This is a genomic window from Nocardioides sp. URHA0020 (genome assembly GCF_000620705.1).
Classification (GTDB): domain Bacteria; phylum Actinomycetota; class Actinomycetes; order Propionibacteriales; family Nocardioidaceae; genus Nocardioides.
Map to the genome: position 1 here is coordinate 431,342 of NZ_KK211168.1, position 20,268 is coordinate 451,609.

At 72.6% G+C, this 20,268-nt stretch carries 17 protein-coding genes; 6 read left to right on the plus strand and 11 right to left on the minus strand.

Translation table 11 applies throughout. The features are described from left to right. Both N542_RS0113795 and N542_RS0113800 read left to right on the plus strand, forming a co-directional pair. On the plus strand, positions 1–1,299 hold a 1,299-nt coding region (locus N542_RS0113795), incomplete at its 5' end, for a hypothetical protein (protein WP_028644420.1). Beyond that, positions 1,296–1,850 (plus strand): hypothetical protein, encoded by a 555-nt coding sequence (locus N542_RS0113800; RefSeq protein ID WP_028644421.1) that lies wholly within the window; start codon positions 1,296–1,298, stop codon positions 1,848–1,850. The genes N542_RS0113795 and N542_RS0113800, both read left to right, overlap by 4 nt. On the opposite strand, the gene N542_RS0113805 is transcribed toward N542_RS0113800, so the two are convergent. After that, positions 1,835–3,061: a DUF480 domain-containing protein gene (locus N542_RS0113805; protein ID WP_028644422.1), complete on the minus strand. Its 1,227-nt coding sequence runs from the start codon at positions 3,059–3,061 to the stop codon at positions 1,835–1,837. The genes N542_RS0113800 and N542_RS0113805 overlap by 16 nt on opposite strands. Between N542_RS0113805 and hrpB the strand changes: the two genes are divergently transcribed. Further along, positions 3,060–5,585 (plus strand): ATP-dependent helicase HrpB, encoded by a 2,526-nt coding sequence (hrpB, locus tag N542_RS0113810; RefSeq protein WP_051551762.1) that lies wholly within the window; start codon positions 3,060–3,062, stop codon positions 5,583–5,585. The genes N542_RS0113805 and hrpB overlap by 2 nt on opposite strands. On the opposite strand, the gene N542_RS0113815 is transcribed toward hrpB, so the two are convergent. The 4 genes from N542_RS0113815 to bglX form a co-directional block, all read right to left on the minus strand. Then, positions 5,582–6,577 carry a sigma-70 family RNA polymerase sigma factor gene (locus tag N542_RS0113815; protein WP_028644424.1) on the minus strand — a complete coding sequence of 332 codons (996 nt, stop codon included), beginning with the start codon at positions 6,575–6,577 and terminating at the stop codon, positions 5,582–5,584. The two genes, hrpB and N542_RS0113815, sit on opposite strands and share 4 nt — an antisense overlap. After that, complete coding sequence (locus N542_RS0113820; protein ID WP_051551764.1) at positions 6,574–6,870, minus strand: hypothetical protein; 297 nt, start codon at positions 6,868–6,870, stop codon at positions 6,574–6,576. The genes N542_RS0113815 and N542_RS0113820 overlap by 4 nt, the downstream gene beginning before the upstream one ends. Next, positions 6,867–8,264: a DHA2 family efflux MFS transporter permease subunit gene (locus tag N542_RS0113825; protein ID WP_028644426.1), complete on the minus strand. Its 1,398-nt coding sequence runs from the start codon at positions 8,262–8,264 to the stop codon at positions 6,867–6,869. Before N542_RS0113825 ends, N542_RS0113820 begins: the two co-directional genes overlap by 4 nt. Before the next feature lie 69 nt (positions 8,265–8,333). After that, positions 8,334–10,652 carry a beta-glucosidase BglX gene (gene bglX / locus N542_RS0113830; protein WP_197025958.1) on the minus strand — a complete coding sequence of 773 codons (2,319 nt, stop codon included), beginning with the start codon at positions 10,650–10,652 and terminating at the stop codon, positions 8,334–8,336. A gap of 114 nt (positions 10,653–10,766) precedes the next feature. On the opposite strand from bglX, the gene N542_RS0113835 reads away from it, so the two are divergent. Next, positions 10,767–11,495: a dienelactone hydrolase family protein gene (locus tag N542_RS0113835; protein ID WP_028644428.1), complete on the plus strand. Its 729-nt coding sequence runs from the start codon at positions 10,767–10,769 to the stop codon at positions 11,493–11,495. Between the two features lie 126 nt (positions 11,496–11,621). Here the strand turns inward: N542_RS0113835 and N542_RS0113840 are convergent, their stop codons facing one another. The 5 genes from N542_RS0113840 to N542_RS0113860 are packed head-to-tail and all read right to left on the minus strand — an operon-like array spanning position 11,622 to position 16,273. Then, entirely contained in the window at positions 11,622–12,785 is a 1,164-nt protein-coding gene (locus tag N542_RS0113840) for a lipid-transfer protein (RefSeq protein WP_028644429.1), read from the minus strand. Further along, the gene (locus tag N542_RS0113845; protein WP_028644430.1) at positions 12,782–13,168 is read right to left on the minus strand and encodes a MaoC family dehydratase; all 387 of its coding nucleotides are present in this window, start codon (positions 13,166–13,168) and stop codon (positions 12,782–12,784) included. Before N542_RS0113845 ends, N542_RS0113840 begins: the two co-directional genes overlap by 4 nt. Continuing rightward, positions 13,165–13,563: a Zn-ribbon domain-containing OB-fold protein gene (locus tag N542_RS27885; protein ID WP_028644431.1), complete on the minus strand. Its 399-nt coding sequence runs from the start codon at positions 13,561–13,563 to the stop codon at positions 13,165–13,167. The genes N542_RS0113845 and N542_RS27885 overlap by 4 nt, the downstream gene beginning before the upstream one ends. Continuing rightward, positions 13,560–14,066 carry an FAS1-like dehydratase domain-containing protein gene (locus N542_RS27890; protein ID WP_028644432.1) on the minus strand — a complete coding sequence of 169 codons (507 nt, stop codon included), beginning with the start codon at positions 14,064–14,066 and terminating at the stop codon, positions 13,560–13,562. Before N542_RS27890 ends, N542_RS27885 begins: the two co-directional genes overlap by 4 nt. Further along, complete coding sequence (locus N542_RS0113860) at positions 14,063–16,273, minus strand: acyl-CoA dehydrogenase (RefSeq protein ID WP_231482643.1); 2,211 nt, start codon at positions 16,271–16,273, stop codon at positions 14,063–14,065. The genes N542_RS27890 and N542_RS0113860 overlap by 4 nt, the downstream gene beginning before the upstream one ends. A 96-nt stretch (positions 16,274–16,369) precedes the next feature. On the opposite strand from N542_RS0113860, the gene N542_RS24875 reads away from it, so the two are divergent. Next, the gene (locus tag N542_RS24875; RefSeq protein WP_231482644.1) at positions 16,370–17,317 is read left to right on the plus strand and encodes an alpha/beta fold hydrolase; all 948 of its coding nucleotides are present in this window, start codon (positions 16,370–16,372) and stop codon (positions 17,315–17,317) included. Here N542_RS24875 and N542_RS24880 read toward each other — a convergent pair. Further along, positions 17,256–18,725 (minus strand): WS/DGAT/MGAT family O-acyltransferase, encoded by a 1,470-nt coding sequence (locus N542_RS24880; RefSeq protein WP_051551768.1) that lies wholly within the window; start codon positions 18,723–18,725, stop codon positions 17,256–17,258. The two genes, N542_RS24875 and N542_RS24880, sit on opposite strands and share 62 nt — an antisense overlap. Positions 18,726–18,865: 140 nt before the next feature. On the opposite strand from N542_RS24880, the gene N542_RS0113880 reads away from it, so the two are divergent. Continuing rightward, on the plus strand, positions 18,866–20,113 hold the full coding sequence (locus N542_RS0113880; RefSeq protein WP_028644435.1) for an alpha/beta hydrolase: 1,248 nt from the start codon (positions 18,866–18,868) through the stop codon (positions 20,111–20,113). Positions 20,114–20,268: the final 155 nt, after the last annotated feature.

Consider the following 20,268-nt stretch of genomic DNA (forward strand, 5'->3'; position numbering starts at 1 on the left):
CTCAACTCCAACTACAACGGCCCCCAGGACCAAGGGCCCGCCGCACCCGTCGGCCTCAACTCCAACTACGGCGGAGCCCAGGACGAGGGACCCGCCACACCGGAGCACGTGGCCCCCGCCCCTCCCCCGACCCCCGCCGCCGCGGAGCTGGCCCAGGAGGTGAGGAAGCGGGTCGAGAGCACGGCCGAGCGGCCCGCCGCAGACCAGGCCGAGGCCGCCCCGCAGAAGCCTCTCGAGGACCTCCCGGAGATCCGCAAGCATCGCGCCTGGCTGGTCGCGAAGGTCGCCAAGAAGTTCCAGAGCGAGACGACCGTCCAGACACCAGAGGTCGGGAGCAAGATCGAGGAGTTCGCCTCGGTCATCGGCATCCTGCACGGGCTCCTCAGCTCGTTGCCGGAGCTGGACCCCAGCGATGACGTCAGCCGCACGGCGCTGCTGGCGCTGCTCCCGAAGGAGCACCCGACGCGCAAGGCCACGACTCACGCCGCAGCCCTCGCGAGCGCTCGGGCGAACTACGTCCTCAATCTCGAGACGGCACGCCGCGAGGACCTCCCCATCCAGGAGAACGGCGCCCTCGGCCCCATCGGCGACCGCCTCGTCGACTACGACGAGGACGGCGCCGCGCAGGAGCGCACGGTCGTGAAGGTCGGCGCCGGCAAGCTGTGGCGCAACGACGAGGCCAAGTCCCCGGTGGACACGACCGACAGCGTCACCCACCACACCGGACCGGGCGCCGAGATCTTCGTGGTCGGACTCGGCGGTGACATCCACATGGCGTCCCACCGGATCGGCAAGTTCCACCACTCGAGCCTGCTCGGCGGCAAGCCGGTGGCGATGGCGGGCGAGATCAAGGCCACCCAGGGCAAGATCAACTGGATCTCCAACAAGAGCGGGCACTACCTGCCCACCGTCCTCCAGCTCCAGCAGTTCCTGCACCACCTCGGCAAGGACGTCCCCCTGGACTTCCCGATCAGGGAGATGGGCGCGCTGTCGGTCCCCGACGGCACGCTCGCCCAGGACTTCGTCGAGGGACGGTCCAGCACCGGCAGGGCCGACAAGGTCCAGGGCCACGACCACCGGAAGTCCCAGGCGCTCATCCCGGTCTGGATCGAGCTGATCACGCCGGCGGGTGTCGAGGAGGTCATGGAGGCCAACGGCTGGGTCCTGACTCCGCCGGGACGGCACTGGCGGGTCACCAAGAAGGGCACGAAGGACGTGGTCCCCGGCAAGGACGTCCGTCAGGCGCTCAAGGCGGCGCACCCCGACAAGCGACCCGTGATCGGCGACGAGGAGATGTGACGGACCCGCTCGCCGTCTTCCTCGCCTGCTCCGACCTCGACGACCTCACCGCCGCGTACGACGCACTGCCCGACTCCCCCGACGTCAGCAGCCGGGCGGTCGACGTGGTCCAGGCGTGGACCGACGTCCAGGCGGTCGCCAACCTGCTGCTGCACGCATCGGTGCTGCCCCCGGACGTGCGGAGCCAGGCGGTCCTGCGGGGTCTTCGGGAGCCGGGCTACCTCCAGGTCGCGGCGGCCGTCGGTGCGGGTCAGCTCGACCCGGCCCACCTCGACGACGGCGTACGGCGCACGGTCCTCGACGCGCTGCTCGACGTGGTGGCGAGCGACGCCGGGCCGGCCGGCGTACGCGCGTCGGCCGAGCTGGGCCCGTACCTGCACGCCGACGAGCTCGAGCTGCTCGACGACCTCGCGGCGCACCCGCTGGACGCCGTACGCCACAACCTGACGCAGGCCCGCCTGATGGTCACGGACCCGTCCCAGCAGCGGTCCGTCCTGCTGCCCTATCTCCCCGACCTGGCCGACACGGGGTCCGCTCAGACCTCTCCCTGACCGGCAGGAGCGGGCTTGTGCGCCACGACGTACAGCCGGTTCGTGGTCTCGCCGCGGTGGGTCATCGGCCCACGGAGGTACCACTCGACGTCGACCAGACCGGCCGCCTCCACCACGGCGACGACGTCCGCGGCCTCGTGGTAGACGAAGTCGAGGTCGATCGGCACGTCGAACCACTCGTCGTTGTGGCGCACCAGCGAGCCCGCGTGCATCGCGAGCACCAGCCAGCCGTCCGCCGCCAGCGGCCGGGCCAGCGCCGCCACCGCGTCGGGCAGCTCGGAGCCCGCCAGGTGGATCAGCGAGTACCACCCGAGCACGGCTGACCACCCGGTGGCGGTCACCGGTCGCATCAGCCGGCGCAGGTCGCCGACCTCGTAGGTGCCCTCGGGGAAGCGGCTCCGCGCCTGCTCGATCATCCCGGGCGACAGGTCGATCCCGGTCGCGTCGGCTCCCGCATCCGCCAGGTACGCCGTGATGTGGCCGGGGCCGCAGCCGACCTCGACCACCGGTCCCCCGTCGGCGTGCGCGGCGACGCGGTCGAGCAGCCAGCGCTCGAAGGGCAGCCCGCTCACCTCGTTGACCAGGTTGTCGGCGTAGACGGCCGCCACCGCGTCGTACGACGAGCGGACCCGTGCGTCGCGGGCCGGCCCGCCCTCCGCGAGCACGACGTCGCGGTCGACGGCCGGCGCCGCGGCGGCCGGTGCCGACTCCGGAGGGTCGCCCAGGAGGTGCATCCAGCGACTGTCCCGGTCACCGCCGCGTCGCGGCAGCTCAGCCACCAGACCGCGGCCGGCCATCCGGCGCAGCGTCTCCTCGACCGCCTCCCGGTCGGCGAAGGCGTGCAGCCGCTCCGTGCGGCTCCTGAGCTCACCCGGGGCCTGCGGCCCGCGCAGCAGCAGCACCGTGACCAGCGCCCGCTCGTCCTCGGCGAGCTCGAGGGACTCGGCCAGCACCTGGTGGTACTTCAACGTCCGACGGCCGCTGTCGGACCAGACGATCCGCACCAGGCCGCGGTCCTTGAGCCGGCGGGCCACCTGCTCGACCGCCTGCTCGTCGTACTCCACGACCGGGTCCCGGCTCGAGCTCTGGTTGCAGGCAGATCGCAGCGAGCTCAACGTCAGCGGATAGCTCGCCGGGACGGTCCGCTCCTTCTCGAGGAGGCTGCCGAGCACACGCTGCTCCTCGGCGTCGAGCACAGGCAGGTCGGGCATGGGGGTGACGATACTGACCCGCCACACTGGGTCCGTGCCCGCCGACCCGATCCAGCGACTCCTCGCGGACCCGCCGGCGCTCCCGGTGCGCGACGGCCTCGCGGACATCGCGGCCGCTCTCGACGCCACGGGCACCGCCGTCGTCCAGGCACCGCCGGGCACCGGCAAGACGACGCTGGTGCCTCCGGCGGTCGCGGCCTTGGTCGAGGGGTGTGTGGTCGTGACCCAGCCGCGCCGGATCGCCGCCCGCGCGGCCGCGCGCCGCCTCGCCCAGCTCCTCGGTGAACCGGTCGGCGAGACCGTCGGCTACTCGGTGCGCGGGGACCGCTCCGTCGGCGCCCGCACCCGGATCGAGGTCGTGACCACCGGGGTGCTCCTGCGTCGGCTGCAGCGGGACGCCGAGCTGCCCGGTGTCGCGGCGGTCGTGCTGGACGAGGTCCACGAGCGCCAGCTCGACGCCGACCTCACCCTCGCGATGCTCGTCGACGTCCGCGACCACCTCCGGCCCGACCTGCTGCTCGTCGCGATGTCGGCGACCGTCGAGGCCGAGCGCACCGCAGCCCTGCTCGGGGGCGCCGCCGTGGTCACGGTCCCGGGGTCCCTGCACCCCGTGGCCGAGGTCTGGTGCCCCCTCCCGCCCGGCGTACGGCGCAGCGACGACCGCGGCCTGACGCCGCGCTTCCTCGACCACGTCGCCGCCTGCGTACGGCGCGCCCTCGCCGACCGCGACGGCGACGTGCTGGTGTTCCTGCCGGGCGTGGGTGAGGTGTCCGGCGTGACGTCCCGGCTCTCCGGTGTCGACGCCGACGTGCGTCCGCTCCACGGGCGACTCTCGCACCGCGAGCAGGACGCCGCGCTGACCCCCGGCGTACGCCGTCGCGTCGTCGTGTCCACCGCCGTGGCCGAGTCGTCGCTGACGGTCCCCGGAGTCAGGGTGGTCGTGGACGCCGGGCTGTCGCGCCAGCCGCGCACCGACCACCGTCGCGGGCTCGCCGGCCTGGTCACCGTCAGCGTGAGCAGGGCGGCCGCCGAGCAGCGGGCCGGACGTGCGGGGCGCGAGGCGCCGGGGGCGGTCTACCGCTGCTGGTCGCAGGCGGAGCACGCGCACCTCGCCGCTCATCCCGAACCCGAGATCGCGACCGCCGACCTCACCTCCTTCGCTCTCGAGATCGCCGCCTGGGGCAGCCCCGACCCCGCGGGCCTGGCCCTCCTGGACCAGCCACCGCCGGCGGCGATGGCGTCCGCGCGGTCCACCCTCGAGGACCTCGGGGCGATGGCCGACGACGGCTCGGTGACCGACCGTGGTCGCGCGATCGCCGGCGTCGCTGCCGACCCCCGGCTGGCGCGGGCCCTCCTCGACGGCGCCGCCGTGGTCGGCGCCCGGCGCGCCGCCGAGGTCGTGGCACTGCTCAGCGAGGACGTCCGCGCACCGGGTGGTGACCTGGTCGCCGCGCTGCGCGGCGTGCGCCGGGGCGGTCCGGACGGTGCGGCGTGGGCAGCCGCCGTCCAGCAGCTCCAGGCGTCGGCTCCGCGCTCCGAGCGCACCGAGGTCGGCGACGACCTGGCCGTCGGCATCGTGGTCGCCCTGGCCCATCCCGACCGGATCGCGCGGCTGCGACCCGGTGGCTCGTCCTACCTCCTGACCTCCGGGACCGGGGCCGTGCTGCCTGCGGGATCGGCGCTGGTCGGCCAGCCGTGGCTGGCGATCGCCGACGCCGATCGCCGACCGGGGGTGCGCGACGCCACCGTCCGCTCGGCCGCCCCGCTCACCGAGGACCTCGCTCTCGAGGCCGCCTCCGCGCGGTGGCAGGAGTCCGAGGAGGTGGCCTGGGCCGACGGCCGGGTCGTGGCGCGACGCGTGGTGGCCCTCGGTGCGATCGAGCTGACCTCCGTCCCGATCACCGACCCACCCGCCGCACTGGTGGCCGGCGCCGTGCGTGAGGGCCTGCGCCAGGAGGGCCTGGCCGTGCTGCCGTGGACCGAGGCGGCGACTGGGCTGCGGCTCCGGATGGCCTTCCTGCACCGGACGCTGGGCGCTCCGTGGCCCGACGTGTCGGACGAGGCGCTGACGGCGGCGATCGAGACCTGGCTGGGTCCGGAGCTCGCGCGGATCCGCGGTGCCCGCGACCTCCGGCGGCTCGACGTGCTCACCGCCCTGCGCCGGCTGCTCCCCTGGCCGGAGGCAGGCCGCCTCGACGAGCTCGCCCCCGAGCGGGTGCGGGTGCCAAGCGGCTCGAGCGTCCGGATCGAGTACGACGGCGACCAGCCGGTGCTCGCCGTACGCCTGCAGGAGGTCTTCGGCTGGCGGGCCGCCCCGCGGCTCGCGGACGGCCGGGTCCCGCTGCTGCTGCACCTGCTCTCCCCGGCGCGGCGGCCGGCCGCCGTCACGGCGGACCTGACGTCCTTCTGGACGACCGGCTACCCGCAGGTGCGGGCCGAGCTGCGTGGCCGCTATCCCAAGCACGCCTGGCCGGAGGACCCGACGACGGAGCCGCCGACGCGCGGCGTGCGCCGCCCGGGCTAGGACAGCAGCGTCGGGTCCAGGAAGGCGTCGAAGCCGCTGATGCGACCGTCCTCCGCGAAGGACAGGATCGAGACGCTGTGGGCGAGGAACGCCCCGACCTCCGCGTCCCACACGTACTTCTCCACGGCCGGCTGGCCGTTGGCCGTCGTCGCGCGGCACGACCACCGGCGCCCCGGGCGCAGCGGGTACGCCGAGATGAAGCCCGCCACCGCGTCGCGTCCGGCGAACCACTCGCCGAACGGCGGCATCGCCATCACCACGTCGTCGGCCAGCAGCGCGACGACCGCGTCGACGTCCGCCCGCTCCCACGCGGCGACGAAGGCCGCCACGGTGGCCCGCACCTGCTCGTCGCCGAGGTCGCGCAGCACGCGTTGCTGGCTCCGGTCCGGCAGCCGGGTGGTCAGCCCAGCCCGGGCTCGCTGCAGCGCGCTGTTGACGGCCGGCACCGTCGTGTCGAGGGCTCCGGCGACCTCGGCGGCCGGCATCGCGAGCACGTCACGCATCACCAGCACCGCACGCTGGAGTGCGGGCAGGTGCTGGAGCGCCGCGACGAAGGCGAGCTCCACCGACTCCTTCTGCTCGTAGACGGCGTCGGCGGGCGACGACTCCCAGGTCAGGCCGGCGCCCGGCAGCGGACCGAGCCACACCGTCTCCGTCAGCGGTGGACCGACGCCGACCGCCGGGTCGCCGGCGGGTGAGAGGTCGACGGGCAGCAGCCGACGGCCGCGGCGCTCGATCTCGCGCAGGCAGACGTTGGTGGCGACCGTGTAGAGCCAGGTGCGCAACGCGCTGCGGCCCTCGAACCGGTCGAGGCTGCGCCACGCCCGCAGCAGGGTCTCCTGCACCGCGTCCTCGGCGTCGTGGGACGACGCGAGCATCCGGTAGCTGTGCAGCAGCAGACCCTGGCGCAACGGCGCAACGAGGGCGTCGAACGCGGCGGAGTCGCCGCCGCGCGCGGCCGCCAGCAGCTCGGTCGTGCCGGTCGCCGTCATGACGTCCTCCCGTCGAAGCTGCCGAGCACGCGCGCCCGGTGCTGCTCAGGTGGATCATCGCACCGCTCACCGACGCTCCAGGCGAAGCGCTGGAAGGCGGGCAGGTCCCGCAGGGCGGCGCCGTCCCCGTCGACCACGTGGACGAAGGTCACCCCGTCGGCGAGCACCATCGACTGGTAGGCCAGACCGGCTGGGCGGACGGCGGCGAGCGCGGCGAAGACCTCGCGGACCAGGCGCTCGTTGAGCTCGGCGCAGTCCCGACGCACCCGGTAGCGCACCACCACGCGGCTCACGACGCCACCGCCACGACCGGGACCGGCGTACGGCGTCGTGCCGGCAGCGCCAGCCCCGCCAGTGCACCGGCGAAGGAGAGCGCCGCGGCCGTGACCAGCGCCGGCACGAACCCGTCGACGAACTCGGCCGGCGACCCGTACCCGCCGTACGCCCCGAACACGGCCACGGTCAGCGAGATGCCGAAGACGCCGCCGAGCTCGCGCATCGTGCTGTTGATGCCGGACGCCGTGCCGACGTCGCGGTCCTCGACCGCCGCCACGACCGCGCTCTGACCGCACGGGACCGCCATCGAGACCCCGATGCCGCCGATCACGAACGGCCCCAGGGCATCGAGGTAGTCGCCTCCGGCCGTGACCGTGCCGGCGAACCACAGCATCGCGGCCGCCTGGATCGTCAACCCGGCCACCAGCAGTGGCCGCTCGCCGATCCTGTCGGCCAACGTGCCGGCGACGGGTGCGACCAGGATGAACGTCCCGGTCCACGCCATCAGCCGCAGACCGGCCTCCAGCGCGCTGTCCCCGAAGGCGACCTGGAGGAGCTGGCCGTAAAAGAAGACCGCGGCGAAGAGCGAGGCGAGGGTGAGGAAGGCGGCGACGTTGCCGGCGACGAATCCCCGTCGGGCGAGCAGGGCGGCCGGGATCAGCGGCCGGGGAGCACGCCGCTCCCACGCGACGAAGGCTCCGATCAGCACCAGCCCGACGGCAGCCGTCCCGATCACCTCGGACGCGCTCCAGCCCTGCGTGGCGCTGCGGACCATCGCCCACACCAGTGCCAGGCATCCGCCGCCGAGCAGGGCGACCCCCGGCACGTCGAGCGTGCTGTCCGGGACGCGGACCTCGGGCACGTGGCGCAGCACGAGAGGTACGGCGACCGCTCCGATCGGCACGTTGACCCAGAAGATCCAGTGCCAGTCGAGGCCGCCGATGACGAGGCCGCCGAGCAGCGGTCCGCTGGCGACCGCGATCCCGGTGACCGCGCTGTAGAGGCCCACCGCCTGCCCACGGCGCTCGGCCGGGAAGGCTCCCGTGAGGAGGGCGAGCCCGAGCGTCAGGACCAGCGCTCCCCCGGCCCCCTGCAGGGCGCGCATCGCGATCAGCGTGTCCACGCTGCCGGCGACGGCGGCTCCCAGCGACGCGACCGCGAAGAGCCCGAGGCCGATCGCGTAGCACCGCGCGCGACCGAAGCGGTCGCCGAGGACCGCGGCCGGCACCAGCAGCACCGCAAGGGTCAGGTTGTAGGCGTTGACCGTCCACTCGAGCTGGGGCAGCGAGGCGCCCAGGTCGCCGCGGATGGTCGGGATCGCCGTCGACACCACCAGGGTGTCGAGGGCGGCCATGAAGGAACCGATCGAGGTGAGCACGATGACCCACCTCCGGTGTCGGGCGTCGAGCATGGGGACCTCCAGGGGAGAGGCAGCCTCTGCTGCTGCCTACTCCCCTGGGATCCGCCCGCTACGCCGAACTCATCGCGTCACCTGGAACGTCTTCGACAGCGACGCCGTCGAGTCGTCGCCGGCGTACACCTGGATGGCGCCGGTCTCGACGACGAACCTGCCGCGGTTGTCGTAGAAGCCGAAGTCGCTCGCGTCGAGCTTGAAGCGCACCGTCGTCGACTCCCCCGGCTCCAGGGTCACCCGCTCGAAGCCCCGCAGGCGGCGCACCGGCTGGGAGATGCTCGCGACCGGGTCGTGCAGGTAGAGCTGCACGACGTCGTCACCGGCGACGTCACCGGTGTTGGTGACCGTCACCGAGGCCCCGATCGTGCCGCGGCGTGAGACCGAGGATTTGCTCAGCTTGAGGTCGGAGACCTCGAACTTGGTGTAGCTCAGCCCGAAGCCGAAGGGGAAGAGCGGGTCGCAGGTGCGCAGGTCCCGGTAGCGCGAGTCGTACTTCTGGGTGACGTCGCACGGGCGCCCGGTCGGCTCGTGGTTGTAGTAGATCGGCACCTGGCCGAGCGTCTGCGGGAAGGACACCGGGAGCTTGCCGCCCGGGTTGACCTTGCCGAAGACCACGTCGGCCACTGCGTTGCCGGCCTCGACACCGGGGAACCACGCCTCCAGCACGGCGGGCGCGCTGTCGACCACCCGGGACAGCGTCAGCGGGCGGCCGTTGAAGAGCACCACCACGAACGGCTTGCCGGTGGCCGCGATCGCGTCGATCAGCTCCTGCTGCCTGCCCGGCAGGTCGATGGTCGAGCGTGAGGTCGCCTCACCGCTCATCTCACGGGTCTCGCCGAGCGCGAGCACCACCTGGTCTGCGGCTTCCGCCTTCGCGACGGCCTCGGCGAACCCGGCGTCGGACGGGCAGTCCTGCGACGGGTCGTAGTCCGCGGGCTCCTTGTTGCTGAGCGCGCAGCCCTGGGCGTACGTCGTGGTCGCCGACGAGCCGTCGGTGATCCCCTTCAGCACGCTGACGGCGTCGGCGTCCTCACCCTTGCCCCACCAGGGGCCGAGCATGTTGTGCTGGTCGTCGCCCAGCGGTCCGATCACGGCCGTCTTCTTCACCGGGTCGAGCGGCAGCGTCTGGCCCTTGTTCTGCAGCAGCACCATGGACCGGCCGGCAGCGTCGCGCGCGGCCTTGCGGTCAGCCGACGTGAGGAAGCTGGCCGGGTCGGCGGCCTTGGCCTGGTCGACGTACGGGCGCTCGAAGAGGCCGGCGCGGAACTTGACCCGCAGGATCCGGCGTACGGCGTCGTCGAGCCGCTTCCGGGAGATCTTGCCGTCGGCGAGGAGCTGCTTGCCGTAGTCGCGGATGTTGGTGCTGACCATCTCGGAGTCGGTGCCCGCCATCAGGGCGTTGGCTCCGGCCTCCGGGCCGTCGGCGGCGGTGCCGTGGCCACAGGGTCCCTCGTCGGGCGTCCTCGGCGGGCAGGCGCGCGTCTCGGCGACGGCGGTGTAGTCGCTCTCGATGAAGCCGTCGAAGCCCCACTCCTTCTTCAGGATCTGCGTCTCGGTGTAGCTGTTGGCGCAGCCGGGCACGCCGTTGAGGGAGTTGAAGGAGCACATCACCGTGTCGGCGCCGGCCTCCACCGCGGCCTTGAACGGCGGCAGGTAGAGGTTGCGCAGCGTCTGCTCCGAGAGGTCGGTCGTGTTGTAGTCACGGCCGCCCTCGGGGTCGCCGTACGCCACGAAGTGCTTGACGCTCGTGACGGCCCGGTGGGGCCTGCTGTAGTCGTCGCCCTGGGCGCCCTTGACCCGGGCGGCCGCGAAGACGGAGCCGAGGTAGGGGTCCTCGCCGTTGCCCTCGACGATCCGGCCCCAGCGGGGCTCGTGGGAGACGTCGACCATCGGGCTGTAGATCTGCTTGATGCCGACCGTCGTGGACTCGCGGGCGCCGATCCGGGCGTCGGCGCGAGCCACGTCGGGGTCGAACGAGCTGGCGGCGCCGAGCGGGACCGGGAAGATCGTCCGGTAGCCGTGGATGGTGTCGTAGGCGAACAGGATCGGGATGTGCAGCCGGGACTGGGTCATCGCGATCCGCTGGTAGTGGTCGATCTTCGCCGGGTCGGTCAGGCTGAAGACGCCTCCGACCCCGGCCTTCGCGTCGGCGTCGGTGATCTGGCCGTCGGAGAGCAGCTGCACCTGCTGCAGCTTCTCCGTGGTCGTCATCTGGGCGAGCAGGCGGTCGATCCGGCGCTCGACCGACCTGCTCGGCGCTCCTCGCGTCGGTGCCAGCGCTCGTTCGTCGGACGAGCCTCCGTCGTTGGCCAGGACGCTTCCGGCGGTCAGGCAGCTGGCCACCAGCGCCCCCGCGACCGCTGCCGCACTCACGATTGTCTTCACGTGCACTCCTTCGCGCGCTCCCGAGTTGCTCGGACCGGCGTTGCCGGCCACCGAGTCCCCTTCCCCGTGACGCACGTCACAAACAGGCCTCCCGCGGCGCGCCATACTGCGGGCATGGCACTCCTGGACACCTGGACGCAGGGCTCGCACACCGCCGACGGGACCACCTACCCGACGTACCGCAAGGGCACCGGCCCGGGCGTGATCGTGATCCACGAGATCCCCGGGCTCACCCCCGACGTGATCGCGTTCGCGGAGGAGGTCGTCGCGGCGGGGTTCACGGTGGTGCTGCCGCACCTCTTCGGGACCCCGGAGCGACCGATGTCGCCGGCGTACGTCGGCACGGTGCTGCCCCGGCTGTGCGTGAGCCGGGAGTTCACCACGATGGCGACCGGCCGGACCTCACCGATCGCGGTCTGGCTGCGGTCGGTGGCCCGCTCCCTGCACGAGGAGCTCGGCGGACCGGGGGTCGGCGCGCTCGGCATGTGCTTCACCGGGGGCTTCGCCCTGGCCATGATGGTCGACACGTCGGTCGTCGCGCCGGTGGTCGCCCAGCCGTCGCTCCCCTTCGCCGTCGGCCGCAGGCGCGGCGCCGACCTCAACCTATCGCCGGCCGACCTCGCCGACGTCCGTGCCCGCGCCGCGGGCGGCTGCCAGGTGCTGGGCCTGCGCTACCGCGACGACATGGCCGTCGGCACCCGCTTCGACACCCTGAGCGCCGAGATCGGCGACGCCTTCATCCGCGTCGAGTTCGACGGCAAGGGCCACTCCACCCTCACCGAGCACCGCCAGCAGGAGGGCGTCGACCGGGTGCTCGCCTTCTTCGGGGACAGGCTGCGCTAGTGCGGCCCCTGGGTCCAGGCCTGTCGCCGGGGGCTCACTTCTCGGGCAGTTCCGTCACTTCTCGGGCGTTGCATCGCCTGAGAAGTGACGGTTTCACCGGTGCACCGGTGAAACCGACGCAGCCCCTCACACCGACAGCACCAGCCCGCTGGTGGGCACGCCGGTGCCGGCGGTGACGACCAGGTGCTCGATGTCGGCCACCGGGTTGACCGAGGTGCCGCGGATCTGGCGCACACCCTCGGCGATGCCGTTCATGCCGTGGATGTAGGCCTCACCGAGCTGGCCGCCGTGGGTGTTGAGCGGGAACGCGCCGTCCACCTCGATCGCGCCGTCGGCGATGAAGCCGGGGGCCTCGCCGCGACCGCAGAAGCCGAGCTCCTCCAGCTGCATGAGCACGTACGGCGTGAAGTGGTCGTAGAGGATGCCCATCCGCATGTCGCTGGGCCCCAGTCCCGACTGGCGCCACAGCTCCCGGCCGACGACGCCCATCTCGGGGATGCCGATGTCGTCGCGGTAGTACGACGTCATCACGAACTGGTCCGAGCCGCTGCCCTGGGCGGCCGCCGCGATGTACGCCGGCCGCTGCTTCAGGTCGCGCGCCCGCTCGGCCGAGACCACGACGAGCGCGACCGCGCCGTCGGACTCCTGGCAGCAGTCGAGCAGGTGCAGCGGGTCCACGATCATGCGGGAGGCCTGGTGGTCCTCGATCGTGATCGGCCTGCCGTAGAAGAAGGCGTTCGGGTTGGTGGCGGCGTGCCGCCGGTCGGCCACGGCGACGGCCCCGAAGTCGGCCGAGGTGGCGCCGTACTCGTGCAGGTAGCGCGTCGCCTGCATGGCGACCGTGGCGGCCGGGGTGCCGAGGCCCATCGGGTAGGACCAGGCGTTGTCGAGGCCGTTGGTGTTGACCTGGCTCGCGGCCGCGACGGAGAACTGGCCGAAGCGCGACTCCGAGCGCTCGTTGAAGCCGCGGTAGCAGACCACCACGTCGGCCACGCCGGTCGCGACCGCTATCGCGGCCTGCTGCACGGTCGCGCACGCGGCGCCACCGCCGTAGTTGATGCGGCTGAAGAATCGCATCTCCTTCATGCCGAGCTCGCGGGCGACCGCGATCTCGGAGGAGGTGTCCATCGTGAAGGTCGTCAGGCCGTCCACGTCGTCGGCGCTCAGCCCGCAGTCGGCGAGCGCGTGCTGCACGGCCTCGACGGAGAGCTGGAGCTCGGAGCGCCCGGACGCCTTGGAGAACTCGGTGGCGCCGATGCCGACGATCGCCGCCTTGCGGTAGAGCGTCATGCCAGCACCCGCACGGTGCCGGTGACGTGGTCCCCGAGCGAGACCGAGCCGACGACCCTGATCGTCGCGACCCCGTCCTCGACCAACTCCACGCTCCCGCGGAAGGTCAGCGTGTCGTAGGGGTGCGCGGGCGCACCGAGGCGGATCGAGATCCCCTTGAGCTCGGCGTCCTGGCCGAGCCAGTCGACGACGTACTTCTCGACCAGGCCGTTGCTGGTCAGGATGTTCATGAAGATGTCCTTCGACCCGGCCGCCTGGGCGATGTCGCGGTCGTGGTGCACGTCCTGCCAGTCGCGGGTCGCGATCGCGGTGCTCACGATCGTCGTCGGGGTCATCGGCAGGCTCCACTCGGGGATCACCTGGCCGGCTTCGAGGGTCTTCATGCTCGTCTCCAGATCGGCAGGGTCAGCTCGTCGTCGATGCGCCGGTAGTCCACCCGCAGCCGCATCCCGATCTCGATCTCGTCGTCCGCCACGTCCACGACCTCGCCGACCATCCGCACACCCTCGTCGAGGTCGACCAGCGCGATGACGATCGGCAGCTCCTTGCCGGGCACCGGCGGGTAGCGGTGCACGACGTACGAGAAGACCGTGCCGGAGCCGGCCGCGACCACGTGGCCGCGGTCGAACCTCCCGCACTCGACGCACGTCGGTCCGGGCGGGAAGCGGAGCGCGTCGCAGGCGTTGCACTGCTGGATGCGCAGCTCGCCGATCGCCGTACCGTCCCAGAAGAACTGCGAGTCGCGGCCCATCATCGGCCGGATGACGCCCGCGGTCATGCGCGCGCCTCCCGGGATCGCGCGGGGATGAACTTCAGCACCCGGAAGAGCATCGTGGCCACGACCTCGTCGCCGACGTACCAGGTGTTGCGCGACGTCACGAAGTAGCCCTCGCCCATCGCGGTGCTCTTGGGGCCGACGACCGAGTCGAGCGCCGTGGTCACCCGCAGCTCGTCGCCCACGCGCAGGTAGCGCTCGTAGCTCTGCTCGCAGTTGGTGCCCAGCACCGCGGTGTAGCCCGCCGAGGTGAGGACCTCCATCATCCGGCTCAGCGGGTCGTCGTCGGGCCGCCGTCGGCCGAGACCCGGCATCGTCCAGACCTGCGCCATCGAGGGCGGCGCCTCACCGCTGCGGAAGCGCGGGTTGTCGTAGCCCATCGCGTCGAGCCAGGTGCCGATCGTCGGCTGGTTCACGGCGTACGGCGCCTGCGACTCCGACGCCTCGCCGAGCGCCTTGATCCGCTCGGCCTCGGCCATGATGTGGTCGTGGCCGCCGCCGCTCATCGGGGCACCCGCGGCAGCCCCAGCCCGAACATGCCGATCAGCTCGCGCTGCACCTCCTGCACGCCACCTCCGAAGGTGAGGACCAGGTTGCGCTTGGCCTGACCGTCCAGGTAGGTCATCAGGTGGTCGGTCTCCTTGTCAGCGGGATCGCCGTACCGGTGCACGATGTCGACCAGCGACGCCGAGAGGTGCTGCACCTGGTCGGCCGCGAAGACCTTGGACGACGAGGCGTCGCCGACCGAGACCTCGCCCACCGCGGCCGCGCGGGCGACCTCCCAGTTGAGCAGCTCGTTGACGCGGAAGACCGCGGTCACCTCGCCCATCACCCGGCGTACGTCGGGGCGGTCGATGACGCCCGCCTTCGTGGCCCAGTCCGCGACCCGGTCGCGCAGGCCCTCGATCCGGCCTGCCGGGCCGAGCATCACGCGCTCGTGGTTGAGCTGGGTGGTGATGAGCTTCCAGCCCTGGTTCTCCTCGCCGACCAGCATGTCGACCGGCACCCGCACGTCGTTGAAGTACGTCGCGTTCACGTGGTGCGAGCCGTCGGCGGTGATGATCGGGGTGAAGGAGTAGCCCGGGTCGGTCGTGTCGACGATCAGGATCGAGATGCCCTTGTGCTTGGGCGCGTCCGGGTCCGTGCGGACCGCGAGCCACAGGTAGTCGGCCTGGTGGCCGCCGGTGGTCCACAGCTTCTGCCCGTTGACGACGTAGTGGTCGCCGTCCTTGCGCGCGCTCGTGCGCAGCGACGCCAGGTCGGTCCCGGCGTCCGGCTCGCTGTAGCCGATCGCGAAGTGCACGTCCCCGGCCAGGATCCGCTTGAGGAAGAGGTCCTTCTGCTTCTCGGTGCCGTAGCGGATCAGCGTCGGACCGACGGTCTGCAGGGTCACGGCCGGCAGGTGCACGTCGGCACGCTGGGCCTCGTTGGCGAAGATCGTCTGCTCGATCTCACCGAGACCCTGGCCGCCGTACTCCTTCGGCCATCCGATGCCCATCCAGCCGTCGTCGCCCATCTGGCGCACCACGCGCTGGTAGGTCTCGCCGTGCCGGTCGAGGGCCATGTCGCGGTGGTCGTTGCCGTTGGCGAGACCCGTGAAGTACGTCCGCAGCTCGGCCTTGAGCGCGCGCTGCTCGACGGTGAGCTCGAGGTTCTTGGTCGTCGGCTCCTCGACGGGCACGTCGTCGGCCTGCACCTCGAGCGCGTGACCGATGTCGGTGACCCACGAGAAGTAGCGGTGCATCGGGTAGGTGATGTCGACGCCCATGCCACCGTGCAGGTGGTGACAGGTGCGCATCGCGCCGGGCGCCTGGTGGCCGACCCAGTACGCCGCCACGGCGAGGTCGTCGGTGACGTCCAGGCCGTTCGCGATCCGCCAGGCGGCGTTGTCGGCCGCCAGGTCGAGGGTGCGCGAGGCGATGTAGACGTCGGCGATCTGCATCGCCACCGCCTGGAACTCCGCCAGCGACCGCCCGAACTGGGTGCGCCCCTTGATGTACGTCGCCGTCAGGTCCCGTGCGCCGACCACCAGGCCGGCCGCGGTCAGCGCGAGCCCGGCGACGGCGAGGTCGCGGAGCACCCGCGCCGCGTCGGCACCCGGCAGCAGCTCGGCCGGCGCGCCGTCGAGCGCGACCGTGTGCTGGGTCGCGCCGTACGACGAGGTCGACGCGAGCAGCTCGACCCCGGGCCCGTGCGGGTCGACCAGCGCCACGACCGCTCGGTCGCCGTCGGTCGCGGTCACGAGCAGCCGGGCGGCGCGGTCGGCGTACGTCACGCCGATCTTGCGACCGGTGACCTTCCCACCGGCGTACGACGTCGCGAGGTGCTCGATGTTCGAGATGCCGGTGCCGACCTCACGCAGAGCGGGGGCGAGGAGCGTCGTACCGGCTGCCACGCCGGGCAGCAGCGCAGCCTGCTGCTCGTCGGACCCCACGGCCGCGAGCGCCAGGACGCCGCAGCACAGCGTCTCCCACACCGGCAGCTGGATCGCGCGGTGGCCGGTCTCGCGCAGGAGCACGGCCACCTCGGGCAGGCCGAGGCCCTCGCCGCCGTGCGCCTCCGGCACCGGGAGCGAGAGCAGCCCGGCAGCGGCGAAGGCCGCCCAGGTCTGCTCGCCGTCGTCGGTGGACCGGTCGAGGGCCTCGCGGACGACCGACCGGACGGCCTCGACCGACTCAGCAGTCTCTTCGGACGAGCGGGGATCCAGCGTCACGTACATCTCCTACGACCGTCGGGGGTACGAACGGGGCGAGCAAAACTGTAACCTGTTCTACCTTAGCCCGCTGCGATCGTCGAGGGGGAGCCACCGGTGCGCCTGCCGTCTGCGCGAGCGATGTTCGAGCGCCAGGTGCAGGGCGCGGTCTCCGTCCCGCACGTCAGGATCCCCGCGGGTCGGATGGTCGAGCTGCCCGGCCGCGGGTCGACGTACGTCACGGACACTGCGGGCCCGTCGCCGGACTCCCCGACCGTGGTGCTGCTGCACGCCGTCGGGTGCACCGGCCTGCTCACCTGGTTCCCGTCCATCGGTCCGCTCGCGCGCAGGTGCCGGGTGATCACGCTCGACCAGCGCTGGCACGGACGCGGGATCCAGTCGGAGGAGTTCGCGCTCGCGGACTGCGCCGACGACGTCGCGGCCCTGATCGACGTGCTCGGCCTCGACCAGGTGATCGTGGCCGGCTACTCGATGGGCTCGATCGTCGCCCAGCGGGTCTGGCGCCAGCACCCCGACAAGGTCGCCGGGCTGGTGCTCTGCGCGACCACCGACCGCTTCCGGTCATCCGTCGCGGAGCGTGGCTTCCACGCCGGCCTGGAGCTCGCGATGCTCGGCACCCGCGGCCTGTCCCGCTCCCGGACCGCGGTCCGCGGCGCCCGGGCGGCGGCCAGGGCGCTCGACCCGGCGCCCGACGACCTGCACGGGTGGGCCTTCGCGGAGTTCCGCAGCACCAGCCCGTGGGCGGTGGGGCAAGCCGTCGCGGCGCTCGGGCGGCACCACTCGCGACCGTGGCTCTCACGCATCGACGTGCCGACCGCGGTCGTGGTCACGCTCCGCGACCACGTGCTCCCCCCGGACAACCAGATCGCCATCGCCCGTCGGATCCCGGGCGCCACCATCCACGCCATCGAGGCGGGGCACGCCGCCTGCACCCTGCAGTCCGAGCTGTTCGTGCCTGCGCTGCTCGAGGCGGTGACGACCGTCAGCGCTCGGCAGCGCGACTTCCGCCGGAGGACGCGGCCTTCTTCCTCCTGGCCCGCTTGATCGGGATCGGCGTCTCCTCGGCGACGACGGCCGCCTTCAGCGCCGCGAGCTCGACCGGGAAGCGGCGCACCAGGTCGGCGACGTCGGGCATCGACTCTTGGCACGCGATGATCCCGACGTGCACCTGGCCGTTGTTGGACATCACGGTGATGTTCAGCCCGGCGCCGTGGAAGACCGGGCCGAGCGGGTAGAGGCCCTCGATGCGCGCGCCCATGAAGTAGAGCGGCACCGGTGGCCCGGGCACGTTGGAGATCACCAGGTTGTGCACGACCGGGTGCTTCTCCGGGAGCCTGAGGCCGGCGTACGCCCGCACGGCGAGGCCGAAGGTCCGGGGCGCGGCGAACTCCGCCCAGTCCTGCAGCGAGTCCGCGCTGATCGCCTGGTGGTGCTCCTTGGCGTTCTTGTTGCGCTCCGCCAGGTCCCACAAGCGCTCCAGCGGATCCTCGGTGTCGGTGCCCAGCTTGGCGAAGAGGGCCGACACCTTGTTGGCGCCACCGGAGTGCCGCGACTCCTCGCGCACCGAGACCGGCACGGTCGCGAGCAGCGAGCTCGACGGCAGCTCGCCGCGGTCCAGCAGGTAGGCGCGCAGCGCGCCACCGGCGACCGCCAGGACGACGTCGTTGACGGTCGTGCCGGTGGCCGACTTGACCTCGCGGATGTCGGCGATCGGCAGGTCGGCCAGCGCGATCGCGCGGCGCCCGGTGATGGTGCCGTTGAAGGACGTCCGCGGGGCCGAGAAGGGAGCGGCCATCGCCGTGCCCGCCCGCACGCGGCCGATCGTCCTGGTGACCAGCTGGGCCGACGGCGCAGCGAGGCGCACGACGTTCAGCGGGCGGGTCACCGTGTTGACGATCGCCCGACCGAGGAGCTCCCCCTGCCCCGGCTCGCGCACCGGCTGGAGGCGCGCGGCACCGGTCATCGGTGGCGCGTCGGCCTCGAGGCTGCACAGGTGCGACAGGAGGTTGGAACCGGACACCCCGTCGACGGTCGCGTGGTGCATCTTCATGAAGACCACCACCCGGTCGGACTCGTAGCCCTCGATCACCCACATCTCCCACAGCGGCCGCGACCGGTCGAGCGGCAGCCCGGCCAGGTGCCCGGTCAGCTCGGCGAGCTCTGCCTTCCCGCCCGGAGACGGCAGTGCCAGCCGGTGGACGTGGCGGTCGATGTCGAAGTGGCGGTCGTGCACCCAGATCGGGTGGTCCAGCCCGAGCGGCACCCGGCGCAGCCGGCGGGTGAACTCGGGGACGTCGCGCACCCGCCGGTCGATCTCGGCGCGGAAGCCCCCGAACGTGTAGCCCTCGGGCATGGTGCCCGGGTCGAGCACGATGACACCGCAGACGTGCATCAGCTGTGCGGGCGTCTCGAGGTAGAGGAAGCTCGCGTCCAGTCCTGACAGCCGCTCCATGCGCGCCGGCCTCCCTCGTGTGCAACAGGTTCTAGGTCCAACGAGCCCCGCTCGCCCGGGACACGTGTGACGGGGCTCTCACCCGAACCCTCCCACGCGGCGCCTCCCCGCCCCGTCGGGCAGGTTCTACATTTGTCGTCATGGGGTTCCTCCGTCGTCAGCTCGTGACCGCCGCTCTCACCATCAACGCGATCCGGCCGCTGCCCGGCTACCGGGCGAGCGTGCCGTCGTTCTTCGCCGGCTGGCTGACCACCGAGCTCGCGCCGCACCTGATGACCGTGACCGCGGCCGATGCGACCGCGCACGCCGTACGAGGCCGACCCCGTCGTGGTCTCGGGCTCGCCCTCGCCGGTGCCAACCTCCTGGGTCAGGCCTTCCTGGTCGACCAGTCCCGACGGGTGCGCACCAAGGTCGAGGACGCCCTGGTCGAGGGCCTCGGCATCGACTACGTGGAGCAGCTGGACGCGAAGCCGACGCCCGCCGAGCTCGCCACCCCGTGGCGACGCCTGGTGAACCCGTTCCGGATGCGCAACGTCGACGTCGTGGTCGACAAGGACGTCGCCTACGCACCGGAGCACGGCAAGCGCGGGCTGCTCGACGTCTACCGGCCCGCGGCGGGGACCGACGGTCGCGCGCCCGTCCTGCTCCAGGTGCACGGCGGCGCCTGGACGATCGGCAACAAGGACCAGCAGGGCATCCCGCTGATGCAGCACCTCGCTGCCAAGGGCTGGGTCTGCGTGGCGATCAACTACCGCCTCGCGCCGCGCGACCCGTTCCCCGCGCAGATCGTGGACGTGAAGCGCGCGATCGCGTGGATCCACGACCACATCGCCGAGTACGGCGGCGACCCCGACTACATCGCCATCACCGGCGGCTCGGCCGGCGGCCACCTCACCGCGCTCGCCGCCGTCACCGCGAACGACCCGGAATACCAGCCCGGCTTCGAGGACGCCGACACCAGCGTCGCCGTCGCCGTCCCGCACTACGGCGTCTACGACTTCGCCGGCTCGACCGGGCTGCGCTCGGCCGAGCAGATGCGCGACCGGTTCCTCGCGCCCCGCGTCGTCGGGCAGCGCTGGGCGGACGCCCCCGACGTCTTCGAGGCCGGCACTCCCCTGCTGCGCGTCGGCAAGGACGCCCCCGACTTCTTCGTCCTCCACGGCGCCCACGACTCCCTCGTCGCCGTCGACCAGGCCCGCCTCTTCGTCTCCCGCCTGCGCGAGATCTCCGGCGCCACCGTCGTGTACGCCGAGCTCCCCGGCGCCCAGCACGCCTTCGACGTCTTCCCCTCCATCCGCTCGGCCCACGTCGTCCGCGCGATCGACCGCTACCTCCACTGGCACTGGAACTCCTGGCGCCGCGAGCGCCACTCAGCAGCTGAGCTGTGAGGGCTCCCCGCCGGTCGAGCTGCGAGGCCGGCCGAACCGGTCGCTGAGGTGCGAGGCCCGCCGAACCGGTGGTTGAGGTGCGAGGTCCGCCGAACCGGTGGTTGAGGTGCGAGGGCCGCCAGGCCTGAGCCTCGAAACCCCGCAAAGCCGACCGC